Below are 21,325 nucleotides of genomic sequence, written 5' to 3' on the forward strand. Positions count from 1 at the left end.
AGTAACTGTAGTCACTGCCAATTGAATCGCGGCTCCCTCACTCTGCCGCCCCTACAGGTAACGGGTATGCCGCAGTTGCGTTTTTGGCCTGTTTTGGCCAAAACAGGCCAAAAACAGAACTCCCCCGCACCAGGTAAGATGCGAGGGAGTTCTTGGGATGAAGGCAGTGAGCATTAGATCAGGTCAAACAAATTCCTCACCCCCAGGTTCCGTTCTTTGGTGAAGCCTTCACCGTAGGTTACGCCTATGGAATGCCCAAACTCCATGGCTCTGGCTTCAATGAACCTAATGAAGTCAGGCGAGGAGATATAGGTGGCCGGCTCATCTGAATTCTTGGTGTCTGGGGTATGGAACTGGCTGTTGAACGCGTAGATCGCCTGTACCTTCTTCTCCCAGTGCGCAGTGATGTCTACCACCAGATCTGGGGCAATGAGCCTGTCCTGAATGTAATGGTACACGGCTTTGGGTCGCCAGGCCTCCTGCTCCCGCCCGTTCTCATCCTGGGTTTTAATTTGCCTTAGGCCGGCCAGGAAGCAGGACTCTGAGACCAGCTGGCTTCCGCGGCCGTGGTCTGGGTGACGGTCATAAATGGCGTTCATGAGCACAATCTCCGGGCGGTATTTCCGCAGGGCGGCAATTACCTTGCGCTGGTGGGCTTCGTCGTTCCGGAAAAATCCATCAGCTAAGCCCAGATTCTCCCGCGCATCCAGCCCCAAAATCTGGGTAGACGCCTCAGATTCGCGGGCGCGGGTCTCGGGGGTGCCCCGGGTGCCCAGCTCGCCGCGCGTTAAATCTACAATGCCAACCTTCTTGCCTTGGGCTTTGTGCGCCAGCAGGGTTCCTACACAACCTAATTCTGCGTCATCTGGGTGCGAGGCAAATGCTAAAATGTCAAGTTTCATGGACAAGGTTATTTGATGCGCAGCCTGCGGCCTAATTTTAAGGTAGTTCTGGTGGTGATGCGGTTCAGGCGGGTGATCTGGGAAACTGACACGCCATACTTGCGGGCAATGCTGCCCAGCACGTCTCCGCTTCTCACCGTATGGTACACGGTCCTTCTTGCCCGGCTGGCTGATGAGGAACCTTTTTTCTTTGCCCGGTTGTAATAATTGAACAGCGCCGATGTCACCTGGAAGCTCTCCCCTTTCAGAAGATAGTCTGGGAAGTCGTACAGTTCCTCCGGGTCAATGGGGTTGCCTTCATACCGGACTTCATAATGCAGGTGCGGCCCCGAGCTGCGTCCGGTGCTTCCGCCCCAGCCAATCAGCTCCCCCGCTTTCACATACTGGCCAACTTTGGCTACCGGTTTGCTCAGGTGGCCGTACAGCGTCTCCAGGCCGTTTACGTGGCGCACCACCAGGTAATTGCCGTAGCCGCCGCCGTCCCATTTGGAGATTCTGATAACACCGTCAAACGCGGCTTTCACTGAGTCGCCGGTATCCAGGTCCAGGTCAGTGCCATAATGCCAGCGGTAGCCCCTGAACCCGAAATCTGAGGTAATGGGGGTTTTCACCAGTGGCATCTTGTACGGGTGGTTTTCATCAAAGAGCTTGAGGTCAATGGTGTCTTTGATCTGGCGCCCGTCTTTGCGGTACGGGTTAATGTTGTGCGTGTCCCAGATGGCGTAGTAGCCGGCAATCTTCACCCATACACTGTCATCCATCTGTATCTCCTCAGACATCTCCACAATGCTTTGCTCCCCCAGGTCAAGGGAGCTGGTGTCTTCGCTTACAATAGAGAGCTTTTTAATTGGGCTGAAGGCGCCACGGCTCTTTGGGTCCCCGTCCTGAATCTCCTCGTGCTTGATCAGCACGGTGGTGTCAGGCTTCACGTATTTGATTTTGGGGGCTTTTACTTTGAACAGGTCTTTTTTCGCCTTCTTCTGCGCCTGTGCCGTAAACCCCAACAGGGTACAGATGCAAAGCAGAAGAAAGAAAGTTATTTTTTTCAGCAGCATTTAATCTGATTAATCACCAACGCCTGGTGCGGTCCAGACTCGGTTTTAAAACTGAACAAGCCGTCATTTTATTGCCTTGGGCAGTTGAATGGCGGCTTGTTCTTCTACATTTCTTAATGCACCTCCATTGAGGCCAGGTACCGTTCAGCGTCCAGGGCGGCCATACAGCCGGTGCCGGCGGCGGTCACGGCCTGCCGGTACACGTTGTCCTGCACATCGCCGCAGGCGAACACGCCATCAACATTGGTTTTAGAGGTACCCGGAATGGTTTTCAGGTAACCGCTGGCGTCATGCTCCAGGTAAGGCTGGAAGATCTTTGAGTTTGGCTCATGGCCTATGGCCACAAAGAACCCTTTCACGGCAATCTCCCTGGTTTCACCGGTGTTGGTGTCTTTCAGGCGAACCCCTTCCACGCCATGCTCGCCCAGAATCTCATCTGTGATGCTGTTCCAGAGGATTTCAATGTTGGGCGTATTTTTAACACGGTTCTGCATGATGGTAGAGGCGCGCATCTCATCACGGCGTACAATCATGTACACTTTGGAGCAAAGGTTAGACAGGTAGTGCGCCTCTTCACAGGCGGTGTCACCCGCCCCCACTATGGCCACTTCCTGGCCGCGGTAGAAGAAGCCGTCACACACGGCACAGGCAGAAACCCCGCTCCCGTTCAGGCGCGCCTCAGACTCCAGCCCCAGCCATTTGGCAGACGCCCCGGTGGCAATGATCACCGTGTCTGCCTCAATCTCTTTTTGTTCGTCAATGGTGACACGGTGCGGCTTGCCGGAGAAATCTACCGCTGTGGCAATGCCATACCGTATATCTGCCCCAAAACGCTCAGCCTGCTGCTTGAAGTCCTCCATCATCTGCGGGCCATTGATTCCCTGCGGGTAGCCTGGGTAGTTTTCAACGTCATTGGTGATGGTCAGCTGACCACCGGGTTGCAAGCCTTGGTACATCACCGGCTTCAGTCCGGCCCGTGAAGCATATATAGCGGCGGTATACCCGGCGGGGCCGGAACCTATAATCAGGCATTTTACGCGCTCTTTCTGGTTTTCCATATCTGGTAAAGATTTTGCGAGTGCAATATTACAAATAAATTCAGAGACCGTGGCGGCCGGGGAGGTAACTGGCCCAGACATACTCCAGGGCAGTGACCGTACCTGCCTCAAGAATCAGGCCTAAAAGCTTAACAGTTTGAATGGTTGGGGTGGTGTGCGGGAAATGGGCCACCCCACAGAGGCCGCCTTATGAAACCGGGGCAGACCTGCCACAATTTCCGTTTCCGGGCTGTTTTTTTAAAACAGCCCGGAAACGGAAACCCATCATTTCTGTCAAGGAAGGAGCTCTGTTCTGGGTCTGTTTTCTGAAAAACAGCGCTAAAACAGAAAAGCCCTGGCTCAACGCCAAGGCTTTTGAAATTGTTCATGCGGTCAGACTAACCTAAATAAGGCTTCAACGCCTTGCTACGGGACGTGTGGCGCAGACGGCGGATGGCTTTTTCTTTGATCTGGCGCACGCGCTCTCGGGTCAGGTTGAATTTCTCACCAATTTCCTCCAGGGTCAGGGAATGCTCCCCGTTCAGCCCGAAGTAGAGGGTGATCACATCTGCCTCCCGTTTGGTCAAGGTAGAAAGAGCCCGCTGCACCTCTTTGCGCAAAGAGTCATTCATAAGACCGGTGTCCGGAGATTCCTCGTCTTCATTTTCCAGCACGTCCAGCAGGCGGTTTTCTTCGCCTTGCACGAATGGCGCATCTACTGACACGTGGCGGCCGGAGATCTTCAGGGTGTCTACCACTTCAGCGGTGGTCAACTCCAATACTTCGGCAATTTCCTCTGGTGACGGCTCGCGTTCAAACTTCTGCTCCAGCTCTGAGAAAGACTTGGAGATTTTGTTCAGAGAACCTACGCGGTTCAAAGGCAGACGTACAATTCTTGACTGCTCAGCCAAGGCCTGCAGAATTGACTGACGGATCCACCAAACGGCGTAAGAGATAAATTTGAAACCGCGGGTTTCGTCAAAACGCTTAGCGGCTTTGATAAGACCCAGGTTCCCTTCATTGATCAAATCCCCCAGGGAAAGCCCCTGGTTCTGGTACTGCTTCGCCACTGACACCACGAAGCGCAGGTTGGCTTTGGTTAATTTCTCGAGGGCGAACTGGTCGCCTTCACGTATGCGCTGGGCAAGCGTTACCTCCTCGTCTGGGGTGAGCAGGTCTACCTTGCCAATCTCCTGTAAATACTTGTCAAGGGACTGGCTTTCACGGTTGGTAATCTGCTTGCTTATTTTCAGCTGTCTCATTGGAGTGTATGTCTAACTATGTGTATCTGTGTATGTAGGTCTGGTGGGATAACACCTTCCCCGGCTCCAAAAGTTCTCATTAAATGAAAACGCGCGCCAACTCCTTCTGTTTCTGGCCTAATTTTTCAAAAATAGCCTCAAAACCCAGCCAGTCCTTTTCTTATGAAACGGGTTTGGCTGGGTTTAGATGTATAAAAGACTATTGGTTGCCAGGGGCAGCCTCTTTGCGCTCAGGCTTGGGAAGCAACGCTTTGCGAGAAAGTTTGTATTTACCGGTCTTAGGGTCAATGTCTACCAGTTTCACCTGGATTTCCTCGCCTAGCTCCAGCACGCCTTCCATGCTTTCCAGACGCTCCCACTTCACCTCAGAGATGTGCAGCAGACCGTCTTTGCCCGCCATGAACTCCACAAACGCACCGTACGGCTGAATTGATTTCACTTTACCGGTGTACACCTCGCCCACTTCTGGCACGGCCACAATGGCTTTGATTTTAGAAACCGCCTGCTGCATAGACTCCTGGCTGGTGGCGAACACGTTCACATAGCCTTTGTCATTCTTCTCCTCAATCTGGATAGTGGCACCAGAGTCACGCTGAATCTGCTGGATCACTTTACCGCCTGGTCCAATGACCGCACCAATGAATTCTTTGTCAATGATGATGTTCTGAGAACGCGGCGTATGTGGCTTAAAGTCTGCGTTAGGCTGTGCGATGGTTTTGTTCATCTCGCCTAAGATGTGCAGACGTCCGTTTTTAGCCTGTGCCAGTGCCTGACCCAGGATTTCAAACGAAAGGCCTTTCACCTTGATGTCCATCTGGCAAGCGGTGATTCCTTTTGAGGTACCGGTTACTTTAAAGTCCATGTCACCCAGGTGGTCTTCATCACCCAAGATGTCAGAAAGAACCGCAAAGTTGCCAGTCTCCTCGTCCATGATCAAGCCCATGGCAATACCAGAAACCGGTGCTTTGATCTGGATACCGGCATCCATCAAGGCCAAGGTTCCGGCACATACGGTAGCCATAGAAGAAGAACCGTTTGACTCCAGAATGTCAGAGACAATCCGGATGGTGTAGGGGTTCTCATCTTCCGGGGGCAATACTTTCTTCAAAGAACGCATGGCCAGGTTCCCGTGCCCAACCTCCCTGCGGCCAGTGCCGCGCATAGGCTTCGCCTCACCGGTAGAGAACGGAGGGAAGTTGTAGTGCAGCATGAATTTATTGTAGCCAGAGAACATGGCCCCGTCAATCATCTGCTCATCTAATTTAGTACCCAGCGTAACGGTGGTCAAAGACTGGGTTTCACCGCGGGTGAAGATGGCTGAACCGTGCGCAGAAGGCAGGTAATTCACTTCTGACCAGATAGGTCTGATCTCATCCAGGGCCCGGCCATCCAGACGGCGGCGCTCTTTCAGCACCACATCACGAACGGCCTCTTTCTCCGCATCATGGAAATACTTTCCAATTAAGGCTGAATCATAGGTATGATCTTCCGGAAGGGAAGCCACAAATTCTTCTTTGATGGCTTTGAAGGCGTCTTTGCGCTGAGCTTTTACATTGTTACCAGAGGCAGCAACGGCATACGCTTTCTCATACACTGCTTTGAAGATACGCTCTTTCAGCTCCAGGTCATTTGTCTCATGGCTGTAGGTACGCTTGGTGGTATTACCCACTTCCTGGGCCAGCTCCACCTGCGCCTGCACCTGGCCTTTGATGGCCTCATGCGCTACGCGAATGGCCTCCAGCATGTCTTCTTCAGATACTTCGCTCATTTCGCCTTCTACCATGGCTACGCTGTCAGCAGAACCACCCACTATCAGGTCAATATCAGCACGGCCCAGGTCAGACAACAAGGGGTTGATCTGGAACTGGCCGTCAATGCGGGCCACGCGCACTTCAGAGATAGGGCCGTTAAACGGAATATCAGAAACCGAAATGGCGGCAGAAGCAGCCAGGGCGGCTAACGCATCCGGCAGGATTTCAGAGTCGGCCGAGATCAGGTTGATGATTACCTGCGTTTCTGCATGGTAGTCATCTGGGAACATAGGCCGCAGAATACGGTCTACCAGACGGCTGATCAGGACTTCATAGTCAGAAAGGCGGGCTTCTCTTTTCAGGAAACCGCCCGGTATTTTACCGGAAGAGGCAAATTTTTCCTGATAGTCAACTGAAAGAGGAAGGAAGTCAACCCCTTCACGGGCTTCTTTGTTAGAAACCACAGTGGCCAACAGCATGGCGTTTCCGCATTTCACTACCACAGAACCGTCTGCCTGTTTGGCAAGCTTGCCGGTTTCAATGGTAATATCACGGCCATTGGCCATGCGGATGGTTTTATTTATAGCGTTGTATGACATCGGTCTTGATATAAGATGCAATCAAAGTAAAAGGCACCCAGAGGCAGAGAGCCAAGGGCGCTTAAAAGAAGGGAAAGCAAAGGCAATAAAAAAGATTAGGGAATCCCGTTAATGAATTCCCTAATCCTTTATAGATGTTATTTACGAATGCCTAATTCAGCGATAATAGCACGGTAGCGCTCAATGTCGGTTTTGGTCAGGTAGTTCAGCAATCTTCTTCTCTTACCAACCAGTTTCAACAGACCCAAACGGGTAGAAAAATCTTTCTTGTGGGTCTTCAGGTGGTCTGTCAGGTGATTGATACGAGCCGTAAACAGAGCGATTTGAGACTCAGCAGAACCGGTGTCAGTAGCTGATTTTGCAAAACCGTTGTTTTGGAAGATCTCTTTTTTTGCTTCAGTAGTTAATTTCATTGCGTGTAACTGTACTTGTCTTTTTTATCGCAGTTCAGAATATAAGGCGCAAAGATAGACAACAATGCCGAATATTCAAACCTTTCAATTTATTTTAATCTATTCTTTCTCTTTCACTGGGCGGTGGCGGGCCTTCTGAAACGGGCAGTGATTTTCCGCCAGAAGTCAAACTCCAACAGGTTGGAATCATTGCGCGCCTGGTACAGGAAGAACAACCCCACGGGCAGCAGGATCATATTGGCTGCCCACATGCCCAGCCACACCGGCGCCACCCCTTCCCGGCCCCACTTCTCGCCCAGGATACTCATCACGTAGTAGATGATGAAGAACGCAATAGAAATGATGACCGGCATGCCCAGGCCGCCTTTCCGGATAATGGCCCCCAGCGGCGCCCCAATCAGGAACATGATAAAGCAGGCCAAAGACTGGGTAAACTTGCGGTAAATCTCTATCTCATAGTTGTTCTTGTCGCGCTGTATGCTGGCCAGGCGCGAGGCGTACGAACTGGTAAAGCTCTTCACATTACGCGCAGCGTTGGTGGCAGACTGCACCTCCTGCAAACTGGCAGCTGCCAGTTTTTTGCCCAGCTTAAAGCCTTTGACATTTGCCGTGTCTTTGGCCATGCTGGCGGCAAAGTAGGTATAGTACGGCCTGATGTTAGGCTCCAGCAGTTTGGTCTCCTGCCCTACCTGCCTCTCTAACGAGTCAGTGATCTGCACCAGCTGGTTGATGTTCTTCATCATCTTATTGTCAGCGAAGTACTGGGCGTCACTGCGGGTCATCTGGAAACTGGACAGGTTCACCATGATTTTATTCTGGGAAAAAGCCTGCCTGAAATAACCGCTGCCCTGTGAATAATTGTTGTTGCCAGAACGGTCCTCGGCAAAGGTCTTCCCGTTGAACAACTCCAAGACCAGATACTGGTCATTGAACTTAGTGTACATCTTGCCAGAGTCTGCCAGCACCACCACCGCGTTGCCCTGCCCGTTGCTATGGTCATAGATCATGATGTCTTTCATGGTCTGGCCATCTTCAAACTTCTTCCCCACCTTGATGCTGCGGTTGGGCAGCCCGTTGTAAAATGACCCTGCCTTGATATCCAGAGCCGGTTTTTTCTGTCTTATGTCCCACATGAGGCTGTACGCGCGCAGGTTGGCTTTGGGAACAATGGTATTATGGAAGTTGAAGGCGGCAATGGTTAGGAGTACCGCAAAGAAAAACACCGGGCGCAAGGCGCGCACCAAAGAAATTCCTGAGGTTTTGATGGCCGTGAGCTCATGGTGCTCCCCCAGATTCCCAAACGTCATGAGTGACGAAAGAAGAATGGCCAGCGGGAAAGCCATTGGGGCCAGGTTCAGGCTGAAATAGAACAGCAGCTCGGCAATGACATCTGCGCCCAGGTTTTTCCCCACCAGGTCATCCAGGTACTTTAAAATCACCTGCAGCAGCAGAATGAATTCAACAACGGCAAACGTGAGAAAGAAAGGCCCTAAGAAGGACTTGAGTATAAGTTTATCTAATTTTTTCATGTACCAGTGCGCCACTGTTTCCCGCGCCGGTCTTGCATTGAAGCCGGAAAAATCCTGGGGAGGTGGCCAAATTTACGAAAAGCGGCGGATATGGCTGCCTAACCGCCTATTAACTCCCGCAAATTCTGAACCAGGTTGTCCCAGAGTTCGGTTAACTGTTCAACGTCGCCTACGTCTGTATAGTCTATGATGCGTAGAAATTGCTCCTGCGTCAGCTCACTGGTCTCTATTGAAAAATCTATGTAGCTGTTGTCATGCGGTATGCCCTTGTTGGTGTTCTGAAAGGTAAACCGCACAGATTTATTTGTCCGTTGGCTCGTCATTTCAGCCAGGTGGTCCTGGTTATCCCACCGCAGGTTGAACACGCGGTCATTCATTTGAATGGCCTGGTCACACAGCCACTGCCCCAGCCCCGACGCAGTGCTCAGGTACGGGTACATCATTTTGGCTGAGGCGTTTAAAGGGTATTCACGTACAAACTTTATTTTACTCATGCGTTTCGAGAGCTAAAGTTAAGGGTATAGGTAAGGGTTGGGTTCATTCACTTTCTCAAATAAAGGAAAATATTTTATAGAAAAAAGTTTGTGCATTTTTAAATCTTTCTCCTACATTTGCACCACAATTCGGCGGGGTAGCTCAGATGGTTAGAGCGCAGGATTCATAACCCTGAGGTCGGCAGTTCGATTCTGCTCCCCGCTACAAACCCGCTTCATGCACATGAAGCGGGTTTTCTTTTTCTCCCCAAATGCCAAAAAGTTCTGGTGCGCAGCTGCTTTGCTTTTCACCCCGCTGGTCTTAAATTCAAAATTATTCCCGTCCAATCAATCCTTTATTGGGTTTGCTGCTCATGGCCTGTCCCCTCATACTTTATTTCTGCAGGTACTTTAAAATCCATACCCGAAATACCTACCTCACGTGCCTGCACGAAAACTGGATCAATGCCGCCTGAAGATCCATTGCGCTTTGGGCCTCTTTTCCGAAAAACACCTTTAAACTACGAATATGAACAGGCATAAATTTTCCTTCAGAACTATCCCGGGATGGGTCTATACGTTGACAATTATCGGGGTGCTCTACGCCACCGGCCTGCATACGGAAGTGATTGGTCAGGTGCAGCGCCTTCTTTTGGCCACCGGCCTCAAAAACGCTGAGGTGCCTTCCGTGGAGGATACAGTTCCAACCTCGGCATCTTCTACATCTACCTTGGCTTCTAAGGCGGGAGCCGGTTTCGAGATGAAAGATGTAGAGGGCAGAGTTGTTTCTTTTGAGTCGCTCCGCGGAAAAGTCATCTTCCTTAACATCTGGGCGACCTGGTGCCCACCTTGCATTGCCGAGATGCCCAACATCCAGAGCCTCTACGAAAAAGTTGGCTCTGGCGAGATAGCCTTCGTGATGCTGTCTGTAGACCGAAAAGGCCTGGATAAGGTGAAGAAATTCATCGACAGGAAAGGCTTCACGTTTCCTGTTTACCTGCCCATCAGCCAGATACCCGAAGAATTCAACAGCCCGTCTATTCCCTCCACTTACATTATTTCTCCCGAAGGCAAGATAGTGGCCCAGCAAAGCGGAATGGCCGAATATGACACGCCTGAAATGCGCAATTTTCTCCTGAAGCTGGCCAAGAAAACTACAAACCCTCTTACACCAACAACGTAAACGCAAACGTACTTCCCTGCCCCACGGCACTCTCCACCCAAATGCGGCCGCCCTGCGTCTGGATGAACTCGCGGGAGATGGAAAGGCCTAACCCAGAACCGCCTTTATATGCTTCTTTTCCCGGAACTTGCACGAAGCGCTGGAAGATGCGTTCATGGTTCTGCGGTTCAATGCCGGGACCGTGGTCTTTCACTTGCACCACTACTTCTCCATTACCTTCGCTGGCCGACAAAACAATGGTCTCATTTTGGGCCGAGTAGCGGATGGCGTTGCTCAGGAGGTTCAGCAGCACCCAGGAGGTTTTCTCCACATCGGCTTTCACGGGCGGGAGCTGGGGCGGCAGGGAAATCTCCAGGTGGATGTTCTTCTCGCGGAGCTGGAGCTGGATGGTGTTGGCGGCGAACTGCACAATATCGGCTACGTTGGCGGTGGCAATGTTGAGCTGGATGTTGCCGTTCTCTAGGCGGGCTACGTCCAGCAGCTCGGTGACCATCTTCTGGAGGCGCTGGTTCTCGGTTTTGATGGTGGCGACCAATTGCTGCTGCTCCTGGTTCATCTCCCCGATGCGCTGGTTCTGCAACAGCTTGAGGGAATAATTGATGGAGGCCAGCGGGGTTTTCAACTCATGCGAGACCGTAGCCAGAAAGTTAGACTTGACCTGGTCCAGCTTCTTAAAATCACTCACGTTGCGCAGGGAGAGAATGTAACCGGCAAATTCCTGCTTGCCCAGCACCTCATTGTAGGCCAGCACCTGAAACACCGATTTGCGGTAGTACGCCTCCTCGCCCAGGTCGGTGATGGACAGTACCGCCTCCGGCGAGGCACTGCTTCCGGCTTCCATTCCTTTCAGCAGTTCCTTAAATAAATCGTTCTGCGCGGCCACGTCCTGGGTTTTGGCACCAATCAGTTTTTCGGGGGGCAGGCCCAGCAGACGGCAGGCGACGGGGTTGGCGAGAATGATTTTCCCTTCGGCATCTAGTAAAATAATGGCCTCGTCCAGGTTGGTGATGATGGACTGGATGCGGTTCTTCTCGGTGATAAGTTCAGATAGGGTCGATTTTTCGTATTCGCGCAGGCGCACCAGCATCTGGTTAAAGACTTTGGACACCGCCCCAAACTCGTCGTTCCCCTTCAGGGGCAAGGTCTGGGAGAAGTTCCGCTGGGCCACGTACTCCAGCGAGGTGATGAGCTGCTGGATGGGCTGGGTCAGGGCCTCGGGCACGCTGAAACAGAATACCAGCGCAAACAAAACGCTACAGGCCAACAAGGCCAAAGTGTACTGCCACACCCGTTGCGAGGTCTCCTGCGCCTGTTGGTTTTTGAGTTGGAGGGCATCGGTGTTCAGGCTCACCATCTGGTGGATGTTGTCCTGCAGCAACTGGTACTTGGGCATTACGGTCACAAAGTAGGTCTCAGACGGCACTGCGGCCGAGGTGTGCAGCAAGCGTTTCAACTCAGCGAAGGTCTGGCGCATGGACTCTACCGTCTCTCGTTCGCCCGGCTCCGTGATGTTCAGGCTTTCTTTTTGTAAACTGGCCTCAAAACGCAGGAGGTCGGTGCGGGTGCTTTCGGCAATCTCCAAGGAGTCGGCTTTCAGGAAAACCAGTTGCTGCTGCGTGACCAGCAGATGGCTCAGGGCGTTGTTCATCTCCTGCCCCAACTGCACCGAATACAAATTGTCCTTGAGGATGTTCTGCGCGGCGCGGTCCAGGCGGTTCAGGTTGTAGAGGTTGTAACTGCCCAGGCCCAGCAGCAGGGCCAGCACCACCAGATACCCCAGCAGGATTTTGGTCTTAAGTTTCATGTAGAATGTATGTGGGCAATGTTTTTAGTCATGGAAGCTGTTTGGCGTTTTCTTCATTGCTAGTTCCGAGTGCACGTGCGCCGTTTATGCATTAAGAGTTCAGATTTCCGTTTTTGGCCTGTTTTCTGAAAAACAGGCCAAAAACGCGAGCCAGCCAGAATCACATTAAGTAGTAGACCAAATTAAAACATACCTTTTGTCATCTTGGAAAGATCTTAGGGAACAGTGGGCGAACTAGCAAAGCTTTAATCAGACGTTATTACCGTTCGCCCACTGTTCCCTAAGATCCTTTCAGAATGACAACGAGAAGAGAAGGTGTACTTAATTCTGTCAACTTACTTAAATATGAAAACTCTAAACAGCTTCCTCTTAAAAAGACCTATTGGCAAGCTTAGCAAGCGGTGATTGCTCGCCACTATCGCTCTTTCCTAAAGACTTTTCCAGAGAACAAGATGTATCAACCAAGCACCATTTCCGTTTAGCGGCTCTTTTTCTTAAAACAGGCCAAAAACGGAAAGGTAGTCTTTTTCCGCTTGCCGAAAGTTTCCGACTAATAATTCACCAAATAAATATCCGTCTCGGTATTGGCCGCGGTGATGCGGGAAATTATTTCGCCGGTGATGCTTTTGCGCCACCAGCGCTGCCAGAAAGAACCCGTGGTGATGCCCAGCGTCACCAGCGTGATTTGCCGTTCGTTTACCTCGCGCAGCACCTCCTCGGCCACGTCTTCGGCTTTCACTTTGAGCACCTGTGCGCCCAGCTCGGTGGCCAACTGTAAATTATTGAGGAGGTGTCGCTGGGTGGCCAGGTTGATGTTGAGGCTCGTCTCGCGGGAGGTCTGCACGTAAAGCAGATACCACTCGGCGTGGTACCTATCGGCCAGGCGGGCCGATTTTCTTATGATTTCCCGCGCGCCCTTGGCGTTGGTGCCTATGCAGGTGAGCAGCTTTTCCGTGTGCCGTCGGTCTGGGGTAATGTGGGCGGTGTCAATCTGGCGCTCCAGCTGGTTGGCTACTTCGCGCAGCGCCAACTCGCGCAATTGCAGCAGGTGGTCTTTCTGGAAGAAATTCTTGAGTGCCGCTTCCACTTTAGCGGGCTCGTAGATTTTGCCCGCCTGCAACCGCTCCAGCAGCTCCGGAATGGTCAGGTCAATGTTCACCACTTCATCGGCGAGGCGCAGCACGCTGTCGGGTACGCGCTCGGTCACTTCCACGCCCGTGATTTTCTCTACTTGCTGGTTCAGGCTTTCCAGGTGCTGAATGTTCACGGCGCTGATTACGTGAATGCCCGCCTCCAGCAGCTGTACCACGTCTTGCCAGCGTTTCTCGTGCGCCGAGCCCGGCACGTTGGTATGCGCCAGCTCATCCACCACCACCATCTCGGGATGGCGTTGCAGAATGGCGGGCACGTCCATCTCCTCCAGCGAGCGGCCCTTGTAGAAAACAGCTTTACGCGGAATAACCGGCAGCCCTTCCAACTGTTGCACCGTCTCTTTGCGGTTGTGCGTTTCCACGTACCCCACCACCACGTCCACGCCCTGCGCCAGCAGCGCGTGCGCCTCCTGCAACATGCGGTACGTCTTGCCCACGCCCGCCGCCAGCCCGATGTAGATTTTGAACTTCCCCCGCCGCGCGTGCCGGATCAACTCCAGAAACTTCCCGTCCGCCGCGTTTCCGCCTGAAACCATGAATATGAAAACTTAAGTTGAAATGTGGTGAAACCCACCCCTACCCCTCCGAGGAGGGGAATTCTTTCCAAGAGTAAGAATAACCGAAGCTAGGAGAAAATTCCTTTCTTGGGAGAGGCAGGGGTGGGTCCACACGGTTGCAATTCCCCTCGCCCCACCGCTAGAAAGCGAAAGACAAAGACGTAGTCAACGCCCTATTCTTATCTGTAGGGTTGCCGCTTTGTTTGGTAAAAATGTCATCCTTGGAATCCAGCACGCGCGCCTCCACCCGCCAGAGCACCTGCGTAGTGGGTGCGAAATCCAGGTTCAATGAATAGCCTGCCGTCTGGAAACCGTTGGCAGTTTCAGTTCCGATGATTACGCCGTGCTTGTCATGGTAGTACTCGCTGCGGGCCGCGATGCCTAGCTGGGGCAACACCTGGTATTTTACGGCCAAAGTAGGGTTCCACCAGCGGTTGTAGCCGTCTTCATCGCCCGCTTTTTCCTCCAACCCAAAGTCGAAGGCAGCAATCAGGCCCCACTTATCGGCGGGCGAGACCGAGGCATAGAAGTTATGGAAATACCGCCGCTGTTTGGCCTTGTCCGGCTTCTCATTCCCGAAGAACGTGCTGGAGTTCAGCACCACTTTGCTGGACGGTTTAAAAGTAATCTGCGTGCCCAGCGCCTTGTTCTGGTTTCCATCCGCCTCGCGGATGTTCTGCCAGCCGTTGAGCACCAGCCCGGTCAGCGTCCACTTCTCCGATACCTCAAACGTGATTTTCGCGCCCGCTTCATAGTACGGCGTGTTCTCGGCACTCAGGGAGCGGGTGAGCGTCAGGTTATCGCGGGAGATAGCCGACTCAGCCCCAATGTGCGAAGGGAAAATACCCGCGTCCAGCCACACCTTAGGCAACAGTTGTATGCCCACGTTGGCCTCGTACACGTGCCGCAGCAACTCCTGTTCGGCGGCCAGGTTGTACTGGGCGTAGGTGCCCGCCATGAGCCCCAGGTTCCCGCGCACCTTGTCCTGCGTGTAGTTGACCCGCAGCAAAGCCAGGTTCACATTAAACTCGTTGTGCCGATTGTGGTTGTACAAAAATCCCGGCCGCAGATGGTTCTCTGGTTTATTGAAGTTATAGGCATAATACACATCCACAAAACCGCTCAGTTGCCAGGGTTTGGCCGGGGCATCCTCTAGCGTAGTTGAAGTTGTGGTGGCAACATAAGTTGAATCTGAAACGGTTTGCGCCTGCGTGGGCACCGTCAAACATAAATATAGGGCAATGGAAAGGGAGAACTTGGTTCTCATGGTGTTAGTTTTAAATTTCATGTTGATTGATGAGAGGCTACATCAAGCCTCAATTAATACGTGTTTAAATTGTCCCCCTTTGAAGGGGGTAGGGGGATGACAAAGGCGCATCAAATTAGAGCTTCTGTTCAATCGCGGCTGTTCACTGCTGCCACAGCTGTTCGGGATTTGCAATCCGCCGCATTGCTGCTGCTCTGGCGTAGGTACTCAGGGATTACAAATCCCCTTTCTCCTTACTTCCGGATTGCAAATCCGGAAGAGCGGCTTGGCTTTAGAAGCAGTATCACTTAGTCACGGAAGTAACTTCCGCGCCATAGATAGTGAAAAGCCAGAAATCTTATTCTCAGCAAAAGTCATCATCCCCCTACCCTCTTCAAAGGGGGACGGAATAGGTGAAGCTGTACCTTCCGTTTTTGGCCTTTTTTCTGAAAAATAAGCCAAAAACGGAAAGCGGCTTTCAATTACTTCAAAGCATCCAACGCCAGGTTGAGTTGTAGCACGTTCACTTTCTCGGGACCTAAAATACCTAAGAGCGGGGCTTCTACGTGTTGCTGCACCAGCGCCTGCACTTTCTGCTCGGGTAGGTTTCTGGCTTGGGCCACGCGGGCAACTTGCAAGTACGCCGCCTCGGGGGAAAGGTGCGGGTCCAGACCGGAGCCGGAGGCGGTCACCAGTTCCGTAGGGATTTGGTCGCGTTGCACGCTAGGGTTATGCGCGAGAAACGTGTCGATGCGGGCTTGCACGGTGGCCAAGTAATCGGGGTTGGACGGTCCTTTGTTGGAGCCTCCCGAGCCAGCCGCATTGTAGTCCACAGCCGAGGGTCTGCCCTGGAAATACCTGTCCTGGGTGAAGGCTTGCCCCACGTTGGCGAAGCCGATTACTTGGCCGTTGCGCGAAACGGTTTCACCACCTCCGCCGCCCGGCGAAAGTTTGCCAATGCCCGCCACTAGCACGGGGTACACACCTGCCAGCAATACCAGCAGCACCAAAGTCAATTTAATAGAGGCGATTAAATACGTTTTCATGTAATTACGTTTTTGAGCTGTTTTTAGAAAAAGAGGCCTAAAACGGCGTCTATAAGTTTAATACCAATGAACGGGGCCACCACGCCACCCACGCCGTAAAGCAGCAGGTTCCGGCGCAACAGCGCACTTGCCCCGATGGGTTTGTAGGCTACGCCGCGCAAGGCCAATGGAATGAGCACCGGAATGATGATGGCGTTGAAAATGACCGCACTCAGAATGGCGCTTTCGGGACTATTTAAACCCATGATGTTGAGGCCCTGCAGGGCGGGAATGGCCACAATGAAGAGCGCGGGCACAATGGCGAAGTACTTGGCCACATCATTGGCGATGGAGAAAGTGGTGAGCGTGCCGCGGGTGATGAGCAGCTGTTTGCCAATCTCCACGATCTCAATGAGCTTGGTGGGGTCGTTGTCCAGATCTACCATGTTGCCCGCCTCCTTGGCCGCCTGCGTACCCGAGTTCATGGCCACGCCCACATCGGCCTGGGCCAGGGCGGGCGCGTCATTGGTACCATCGCCCATCATGGCTACCAGTTTGCCCGCGGCCTGCTCTTTTTTGATGTAGTTGAGCTTGTCTTCGGGCGTGGCCTCGGCGATGAAATCATCTACGCCCGCTTTTTCGGCGATAAATTTGGCAGTCAACGGATTGTCACCGGTCACCATCACGGTTTTCACGCCCATCTTCCGGAGGCGCTCAAAGCGTTCCTGAATGCCGGGTTTGATGATGTCTTCCAACTGAATCACGCCCTGCACTTTCTCGTTCTCGGTGACCACCAGTGGCGTGCCTCCGTTGGCCGCAATCTCGTTCACTTTCTCGGCCACGGCTTTAGGATAGGTGTTGCCTGCGTTCTCGGTGAGGCGGCGCATGGAGTCAGAAGCACCTTTTCGGATGCGCAACCCGTTGGGTAAGTCCAGGCCGCTGGAACGGGTCTCGGCGGAGAACCTGATGAACTGCACCTGGCTTAAATCGGGCATGGGCACTTCCACGCGCTGTTGCTGGGCCAGTTCTAGGATGGATTTTCCCTCGGGCGTATCATCAGAAATAGAACTGAGCACGGCTTTGGAAATGAACTCCCGCTCCTCCACGCCGGGCGCGGGCCAGAACTTGGTGGCCTTGCGGTTCCCGATGGTGATGGTGCCCGTTTTGTCCAGCAAAAGCGTGTCAATGTCACCGGCGGTTTCCACGGCCTTCCCCGATTTGGTAATCACGTTCGCCCGCAGGGCCCGGTCCATACCCGCAATCCCGATGGCTGAGAGCAAGCCCCCGATGGTGGTGGGAATCAGGCACACGAACAGCGCAATCAGCGAGGCGATAGTAATGGGCGTGTTGGCGTACTCCGCGAAGGGCTGCAAGGTCACGCATACAATGATGAACACCAGCGTAAAGCCCGCCAGCAGAATGGTGAGGGCAATCTCGTTGGGCGTTTTTTGGCGACTCGCGCCTTCCACCAGCGCAATCATTTTGTCCAGGAACGACTCGCCGGGGGCGGTGGTCACGCGCACCAAAATGCGGTGTGAGAGCACCTTGGTCCCACCCGTCACCGACGATTTATCGCCGCCCGCCTCTCTGATTACCGGCGCGGATTCACCCGTGATGGCCGACTCGTCAATGGAGGCCAGGCCTTCTATGATTTCACCATCCGTAGGAATGATATCGCCGGGCTCGGCCAGGAAAAAATCGCCTTTCTGGAGCGCGGCCGAACTGACGGTTTCAATGACCTCAGATTGGTCTCCGCCGCTTTTGGTGAGTTTTTTGGCGGGCGTGTCCTGGCGCGTTTTCCGCAGCGATTCGGCCTGGGCCTTGCCCCGCGCCTCGGCGATGGCTTCGGCGAAGTTGGCGAACAGCAGCGTGAGCAGCAGAATGAGAAACACCAGGAAATTGTAGCCCAGACTGCCCTGGTTCTGACTGCCCATGGCCACGCTCACCGTCACCAGCAGCATGATTACGGTGCCAATCTCCACGGTGAACATCACCGGGTTCTTGATGAGGTAGCGGGGATTGAGTTTTATCACCGACTGCTTGAGCGCCTCGCGTACCAGCGGACCTTCCAGCAGCCCCATTTGTCTTTTTTGCACAGACATGTTTTCTAGGATTGAATAAGTGAAGAGGATGCCTGCCCGGGAGTTTGCGTTTTTGGCCTGTTTAGGGAAAAAGAGCCGCTAAACGCAAACCTCCGCCGGGGCACCGAAGGGTTTAGTAAATAGTGAAGTATTCGGCCAACGGTCCCAGCACCAGGGCGGGGAAAAACGCCAGCGCGGCGATGATGAGAATAACCGCCAACGTCATAAACCCGAAGGTCGCGGTATCGGTGCGCAGCGTACCCGCTGATTCCGGCACGTAGCATTTGCGCGCCAGCAGACCCGCAATGGCCACCGGCCCGATGATGGGCAGAAAGCGCCCCAGCAGCAGCACAAAGCCCGTGCTCACGTTCCAGAACACGTTGTTGTCGCCCAGCCCCTCAAAGCCGGAACCGTTGTTGGCCGCCGAGGACGTGAACTCATACAGCATCTCGGAGAAGCCGTGGAAACCCGGGTTGTTGAGCCAAGCCGATGGTTTGACGGCCCAATCGGCCTCTGGATAACTGGTGAGCGTGAAGCAGGCCAGCGCGGTGCCCGCCAGAATGAGCAGCGGGTGCAGCAGCGCAATAATGGTCGCGATTTTCATTTCGCGGGCCTCCACTTTCTTGCCCAGGAATTCGGGCGTGCGGCCCACCATTAAGCCCGAGATGAACACGGCAATGACGAGGAAGATGAAGTAGTTGAGGATGCCCACGCCGCAGCCGCCGTAGAAGCAGTTGATAAACATGCCCAGCAGTTGCATGGCCCCGCTCAGCGGCATGGTGCTGTCATGCATGGCGTTCACCGAGCCCGTGGAGATGATGGTAGTCACCGTACTCCAGTACGCCGAGATGGCCGGCCCGAACCGCACTTCCTTGCCTTCCATGGCACCCGTGGGTTGCAGCAGGTGCAGCTGGGCCAGGGTGGGACTGCCGCCCGTTTCGCTCAACAGCATGGGCACCAGCAGAAGCAGCATGCCCACCGTCATCACCCCGAAGATGGTCCAGGCCAGTTTCTTTCGCCGGATGTACACGCCAAAGGCTATAACCAGGGCAATGGGAATGAGCACCTGCGCCACCAGTTCGGTCATGTTGGTGAGGTAATTGGGGTTTTCCAGCGGGTGCGCAGAGTTCACCCCGAACCAGCCGCCGCCGTTGGTGCCCAAATGCTTGATGGCAATCATGCCCGCCGCCGGACCTCTGGACACCTGCACCGAGTCGCCTTGCAGCGTCACGATCTCGGCTTTGCCGTCAAAATTGGTGGGCGTGCCGTTGAAGGCCAGAATAGCGGCAATGACCAAACAAATGGGAAGCAGAATGCGGGTGCAGCTCAAGACCAGGTACCGGAAGAAGTTGCCCAGTTTCTCGGAGCTTTTCTCCTTAAAGGCGTTGAACAGCACCACCACGGCCGCCATGCCCGTCGCCGCCGACACGAACTGCAGGAACGTGATGACGGTAAGCTGGGAAAAGTACGTGAGGCCAGACTCGCCGGAGTAGTGCTGTAAATTGCAGTTCACCAGAAAGGAAATGGCGGTGTTGAAGGCCAAATCTGGGGACATGGAAGGATTGCCGTCGGGGTTGAGCGGCAGGCTGCCTTGCGTGAGCAGAATCACAAACGCGATGAAAAACCACACCAGGTTGATGGTGAGCAAAGCCAGCAGGTGCTGTTTCCAGTTCATTTCGCGGTTGGGGTCAATGCCCGAGATACGGTACAGCAGGCGCTCCAGCGGCGCCAGAAAGTCCAGCAGGGTTTTCTGGCCCTGGTACACGCGGGCAATGTATTTCCCCAGCGGAATGGCCAGCGCCAGGGTGAGCAGGTACGTCACCAGGACGCCTAGTAGTTCAGTTGACATGAATTGATTTGTCTTTTTATTTCAGTGGATAAGGAAAGGACCAGTACGGTTAGAATTTCTCTGGCCGCAGGAGCACGTAGCACAGATACCCGAAGGTGGCCAGGCTCAAAAGGATAAGAAGGAGCATCATAGCGTTGAATTAGATAGATAGAAATGGTTAAGGCAGCTGGGCATAGGTAAGCTGCTGGGCACAACGCGTTAAGGCCGGCCCCAGCAAAATCCTGAGCTGCATGGAAAGTTGGCTATTCTGGTACATGTGCAGCGCGAAGAGGTAGCTGTTCTGCAAAGCGGCCTGCACTCGCTGGTCGCCGTGTTGCCACAGGTGGTTGGCATGCTGGAAACACCGCCGCACCTGCGCCAGGTCCTGTTGGTCAATAAACCGGTTGGTGAACCGCGCGAAGCAGGACAGTTGCCGGTACATGTTGCGTTTGCATTGGGTGTCTTCCAGCTCCGGCGTGAGCTCAGGGAACTCCCGCTCCAGCTCGGCCAGTACTTGGTAATGCTCAATCATGGCCGCCGGATTAGACGTGGTCAAAAAAGTCAACCGCCCTGAAGAAGAGCCAGAAGCACAGCAGCCCGGAGGCCAGCAAAAGAGAGATAAGCAGTAAAGGGTCCATAGAAATTTTTAAATGGTTCTGCTCCCCTATTGCCAAGCCGTGTGCCAAAACCAACTGTTGCACTGGTATTCTCTGTAAGCCCTTGATTTACAATCCTGTTTTTAGCCTGATTTCCAAAAAGGAGCCGCAAAACGGCAAGGGCACCCTACCAAAATGGTAGGGTGCCCTTGCCGTTTTGAAAAGAAATGGTGCGGTTGAGGATGATTTCAGATTAAGGATGGAACGCAGCGGAACCCACCCCTACCCCTCCCAGGAGGGGAGTTATAAGTTAAAGAAGGAAACGTTGCATTCTTTTAAAGGAGCATACTCATTCTTTTGCACGCATTCCGTCCCCCTTTGAAGGGGGTAGGGGATGATGACAAAGGCAGTTGAAATTAGAACTGCTTCAGCTATATAAAATGAAAAGATGATTCTCGGGAATGCGTAATTCTGAATGCGTACTCTGCACGAGTCATCATCCCCCCCCCCCCTTCAAAGGGGGACGGAATGCGTATCACTCGGCTGTTCGGGATTTGCAATTCCGAACTTCAGTATCTGGGGATTTGTAATCCCCGATGTAGTTCAAACAGTCCCGAATCGGGGATTACAAATCCCCGATTCATTTGCTTCCGGATTGCAAATCCGGAAGAGCTTGCTTTTTGGTAAGCTTACCAGACTTGCCTTCCAAGGGGGACGGAATGCGTGATTAAAACTGGACATTGCTTCCTTCTGCCAACTTTCCCTTTTCTGCTACCGATGCCGGAAACTCCCCTCCTGGGAGGGGTAGGGGTGGGTTAATCGGCATTAGACTT

18 protein-coding genes and 1 tRNA gene are annotated in these 21,325 nt (G+C 53.4%); 3 read left to right on the forward strand and 16 right to left on the reverse strand.

The features are described 5' to 3' along the window. Positions 1-173 precede the first annotated feature (173 nt). From bshB1 to FHS90_RS10210, 8 genes are all read right to left on the reverse strand, one after another. Entirely contained in the window at positions 174-902 is a 729-nt protein-coding gene (gene bshB1 / locus FHS90_RS10175; protein WP_182512969.1) for a bacillithiol biosynthesis deacetylase BshB1, read from the reverse strand. Between the two features lie 8 nt (positions 903-910). Continuing rightward, the gene (locus FHS90_RS10180) at positions 911-1,906 is read right to left on the reverse strand and encodes a LysM peptidoglycan-binding domain-containing M23 family metallopeptidase (protein ID WP_241499028.1); all 996 of its coding nucleotides are present in this window, start codon (positions 1,904-1,906) and stop codon (positions 911-913) included. 164 nt (positions 1,907-2,070) lie between these two features. Next, a complete protein-coding gene (gene trxB, locus FHS90_RS10185) occupies positions 2,071-3,015 on the reverse strand; it encodes a thioredoxin-disulfide reductase (protein ID WP_182512970.1) in 945 nt (314 codons plus the stop codon). 377 nt (positions 3,016-3,392) lie between these two features. Continuing rightward, positions 3,393-4,256 (reverse strand): sigma-70 family RNA polymerase sigma factor, encoded by an 864-nt coding sequence (locus tag FHS90_RS10190; RefSeq protein WP_048920485.1) that lies wholly within the window; start codon positions 4,254-4,256, stop codon positions 3,393-3,395. A 199-nt stretch (positions 4,257-4,455) separates the two neighbouring features. After that, positions 4,456-6,606, reverse strand: a complete 2,151-nt coding sequence (pnp, locus tag FHS90_RS10195; RefSeq protein WP_182512971.1) for a polyribonucleotide nucleotidyltransferase — start codon at positions 6,604-6,606, stop codon at positions 4,456-4,458. Between the two features lie 137 nt (positions 6,607-6,743). After that, positions 6,744-7,019, reverse strand: coding sequence for a 30S ribosomal protein S15 (gene rpsO, locus FHS90_RS10200; protein WP_066835841.1), 276 nt, complete (start codon positions 7,017-7,019; stop codon positions 6,744-6,746). A 113-nt stretch (positions 7,020-7,132) separates the two neighbouring features. Next, positions 7,133-8,548: an LptF/LptG family permease gene (locus FHS90_RS10205; protein WP_182512972.1), complete on the reverse strand. Its 1,416-nt coding sequence runs from the start codon at positions 8,546-8,548 to the stop codon at positions 7,133-7,135. A gap of 98 nt (positions 8,549-8,646) precedes the next feature. Beyond that, positions 8,647-9,042 (reverse strand): START-like domain-containing protein, encoded by a 396-nt coding sequence (locus tag FHS90_RS10210; protein WP_066835843.1) that lies wholly within the window; start codon positions 9,040-9,042, stop codon positions 8,647-8,649. Between the two features lie 131 nt (positions 9,043-9,173). On the opposite strand from FHS90_RS10210, the gene FHS90_RS10215 reads away from it, so the two are divergent. Both FHS90_RS10215 and FHS90_RS10220 read left to right on the forward strand, forming a co-directional pair. Continuing rightward, positions 9,174-9,247 (forward strand) — tRNA-Met (locus FHS90_RS10215). Between the two features lie 303 nt (positions 9,248-9,550). Then, a complete protein-coding gene (locus FHS90_RS10220) occupies positions 9,551-10,204 on the forward strand; it encodes a TlpA family protein disulfide reductase (RefSeq protein WP_182512973.1) in 654 nt (217 codons plus the stop codon). Here FHS90_RS10220 and FHS90_RS10225 read toward each other — a convergent pair. The 3 genes from FHS90_RS10225 to FHS90_RS10235 all read right to left on the reverse strand — a co-directional run bounded on the left by FHS90_RS10225 (position 10,188) and on the right by FHS90_RS10235 (position 15,004). After that, entirely contained in the window at positions 10,188-12,008 is a 1,821-nt protein-coding gene (locus FHS90_RS10225) for a sensor histidine kinase (RefSeq protein WP_182512974.1), read from the reverse strand. The genes FHS90_RS10220 and FHS90_RS10225 overlap by 17 nt on opposite strands. Positions 12,009-12,558: 550 nt before the next feature. Then, a complete protein-coding gene (locus FHS90_RS10230) occupies positions 12,559-13,695 on the reverse strand; it encodes a sensor protein KdpD (protein ID WP_182512975.1) in 1,137 nt (378 codons plus the stop codon). 160 nt (positions 13,696-13,855) lie between these two features. Further along, complete coding sequence (locus FHS90_RS10235) at positions 13,856-15,004, reverse strand: porin (RefSeq protein WP_246386869.1); 1,149 nt, start codon at positions 15,002-15,004, stop codon at positions 13,856-13,858. 244 nt (positions 15,005-15,248) lie between these two features. On the opposite strand from FHS90_RS10235, the gene FHS90_RS10240 reads away from it, so the two are divergent. After that, on the forward strand, positions 15,249-15,419 hold the full coding sequence (locus tag FHS90_RS10240; protein ID WP_182512976.1) for a hypothetical protein: 171 nt from the start codon (positions 15,249-15,251) through the stop codon (positions 15,417-15,419). Positions 15,420-15,444: 25 nt separating this feature from the next. Here FHS90_RS10240 and FHS90_RS10245 read toward each other — a convergent pair whose 3' ends face one another. From FHS90_RS10245 to FHS90_RS10265, 5 genes are all read right to left on the reverse strand, one after another. Continuing rightward, entirely contained in the window at positions 15,445-16,008 is a 564-nt protein-coding gene (locus FHS90_RS10245) for a K(+)-transporting ATPase subunit C (protein WP_182512977.1), read from the reverse strand. A gap of 23 nt (positions 16,009-16,031) precedes the next feature. Continuing rightward, a complete protein-coding gene (gene kdpB / locus FHS90_RS10250; protein WP_220483037.1) occupies positions 16,032-18,089 on the reverse strand; it encodes a potassium-transporting ATPase subunit KdpB in 2,058 nt (685 codons plus the stop codon). 112 nt (positions 18,090-18,201) lie between these two features. Next, positions 18,202-19,917, reverse strand: coding sequence for a potassium-transporting ATPase subunit KdpA (gene kdpA / locus FHS90_RS10255; RefSeq protein ID WP_182512978.1), 1,716 nt, complete (start codon positions 19,915-19,917; stop codon positions 18,202-18,204). A gap of 49 nt (positions 19,918-19,966) precedes the next feature. Further along, positions 19,967-20,047, reverse strand: a complete 81-nt coding sequence (gene kdpF / locus FHS90_RS22865) for a K(+)-transporting ATPase subunit F (protein WP_182513048.1) — start codon at positions 20,045-20,047, stop codon at positions 19,967-19,969. Between the two features lie 27 nt (positions 20,048-20,074). Then, positions 20,075-20,452 (reverse strand): DUF7674 family protein, encoded by a 378-nt coding sequence (locus tag FHS90_RS10265; RefSeq protein ID WP_182512979.1) that lies wholly within the window; start codon positions 20,450-20,452, stop codon positions 20,075-20,077. Between the last annotated feature and the right edge of the window lie 873 nt (positions 20,453-21,325).

The sequence above is a fragment of the Rufibacter ruber genome, from assembly GCF_014138425.1.
Taxonomy (GTDB): Bacteria; Bacteroidota; Bacteroidia; order Cytophagales; family Hymenobacteraceae; genus Nibribacter; species Nibribacter ruber_C.

Bases quoted from the DNA above. Each gene is read 5' to 3' on its own strand.
- rpsO (WP_066835841.1), bottom strand. From the start codon at position 7,019: ATGAAATTAACTACTGAAGCAAAAAAAGAGATCTTCCAAAACAACGGT.
- FHS90_RS10235 (WP_246386869.1), bottom strand. From the start codon at position 15,004: ATGAAATTTAAAACTAACACCATGAGAACCAAGTTCTCCCTTTCCATT.
- kdpB (WP_220483037.1), bottom strand. From the start codon at position 18,089: ATGTCTGTGCAAAAAAGACAAATGGGGCTGCTGGAAGGTCCGCTGGTA.
- FHS90_RS10245 (WP_182512977.1), bottom strand. From the start codon at position 16,008: ATGAAAACGTATTTAATCGCCTCTATTAAATTGACTTTGGTGCTGCTG.
- FHS90_RS10190 (WP_048920485.1), bottom strand. From the start codon at position 4,256: ATGAGACAGCTGAAAATAAGCAAGCAGATTACCAACCGTGAAAGCCAG.
- FHS90_RS10210 (WP_066835843.1), bottom strand. From the start codon at position 9,042: ATGAGTAAAATAAAGTTTGTACGTGAATACCCTTTAAACGCCTCAGCC.
- FHS90_RS10220 (WP_182512973.1), top strand. From the start codon at position 9,551: ATGAACAGGCATAAATTTTCCTTCAGAACTATCCCGGGATGGGTCTAT.
- FHS90_RS10205 (WP_182512972.1), bottom strand. From the start codon at position 8,548: ATGAAAAAATTAGATAAACTTATACTCAAGTCCTTCTTAGGGCCTTTC.
- trxB (WP_182512970.1), bottom strand. From the start codon at position 3,015: ATGGAAAACCAGAAAGAGCGCGTAAAATGCCTGATTATAGGTTCCGGC.
- pnp (WP_182512971.1), bottom strand. From the start codon at position 6,606: ATGTCATACAACGCTATAAATAAAACCATCCGCATGGCCAATGGCCGT.
- FHS90_RS10230 (WP_182512975.1), bottom strand. From the start codon at position 13,695: ATGGTTTCAGGCGGAAACGCGGCGGACGGGAAGTTTCTGGAGTTGATC.
- bshB1 (WP_182512969.1), bottom strand. From the start codon at position 902: ATGAAACTTGACATTTTAGCATTTGCCTCGCACCCAGATGACGCAGAA.
- kdpF (WP_182513048.1), bottom strand. From the start codon at position 20,047: ATGATGCTCCTTCTTATCCTTTTGAGCCTGGCCACCTTCGGGTATCTG.
- kdpA (WP_182512978.1), bottom strand. From the start codon at position 19,917: ATGTCAACTGAACTACTAGGCGTCCTGGTGACGTACCTGCTCACCCTG.
- FHS90_RS10225 (WP_182512974.1), bottom strand. From the start codon at position 12,008: ATGAAACTTAAGACCAAAATCCTGCTGGGGTATCTGGTGGTGCTGGCC.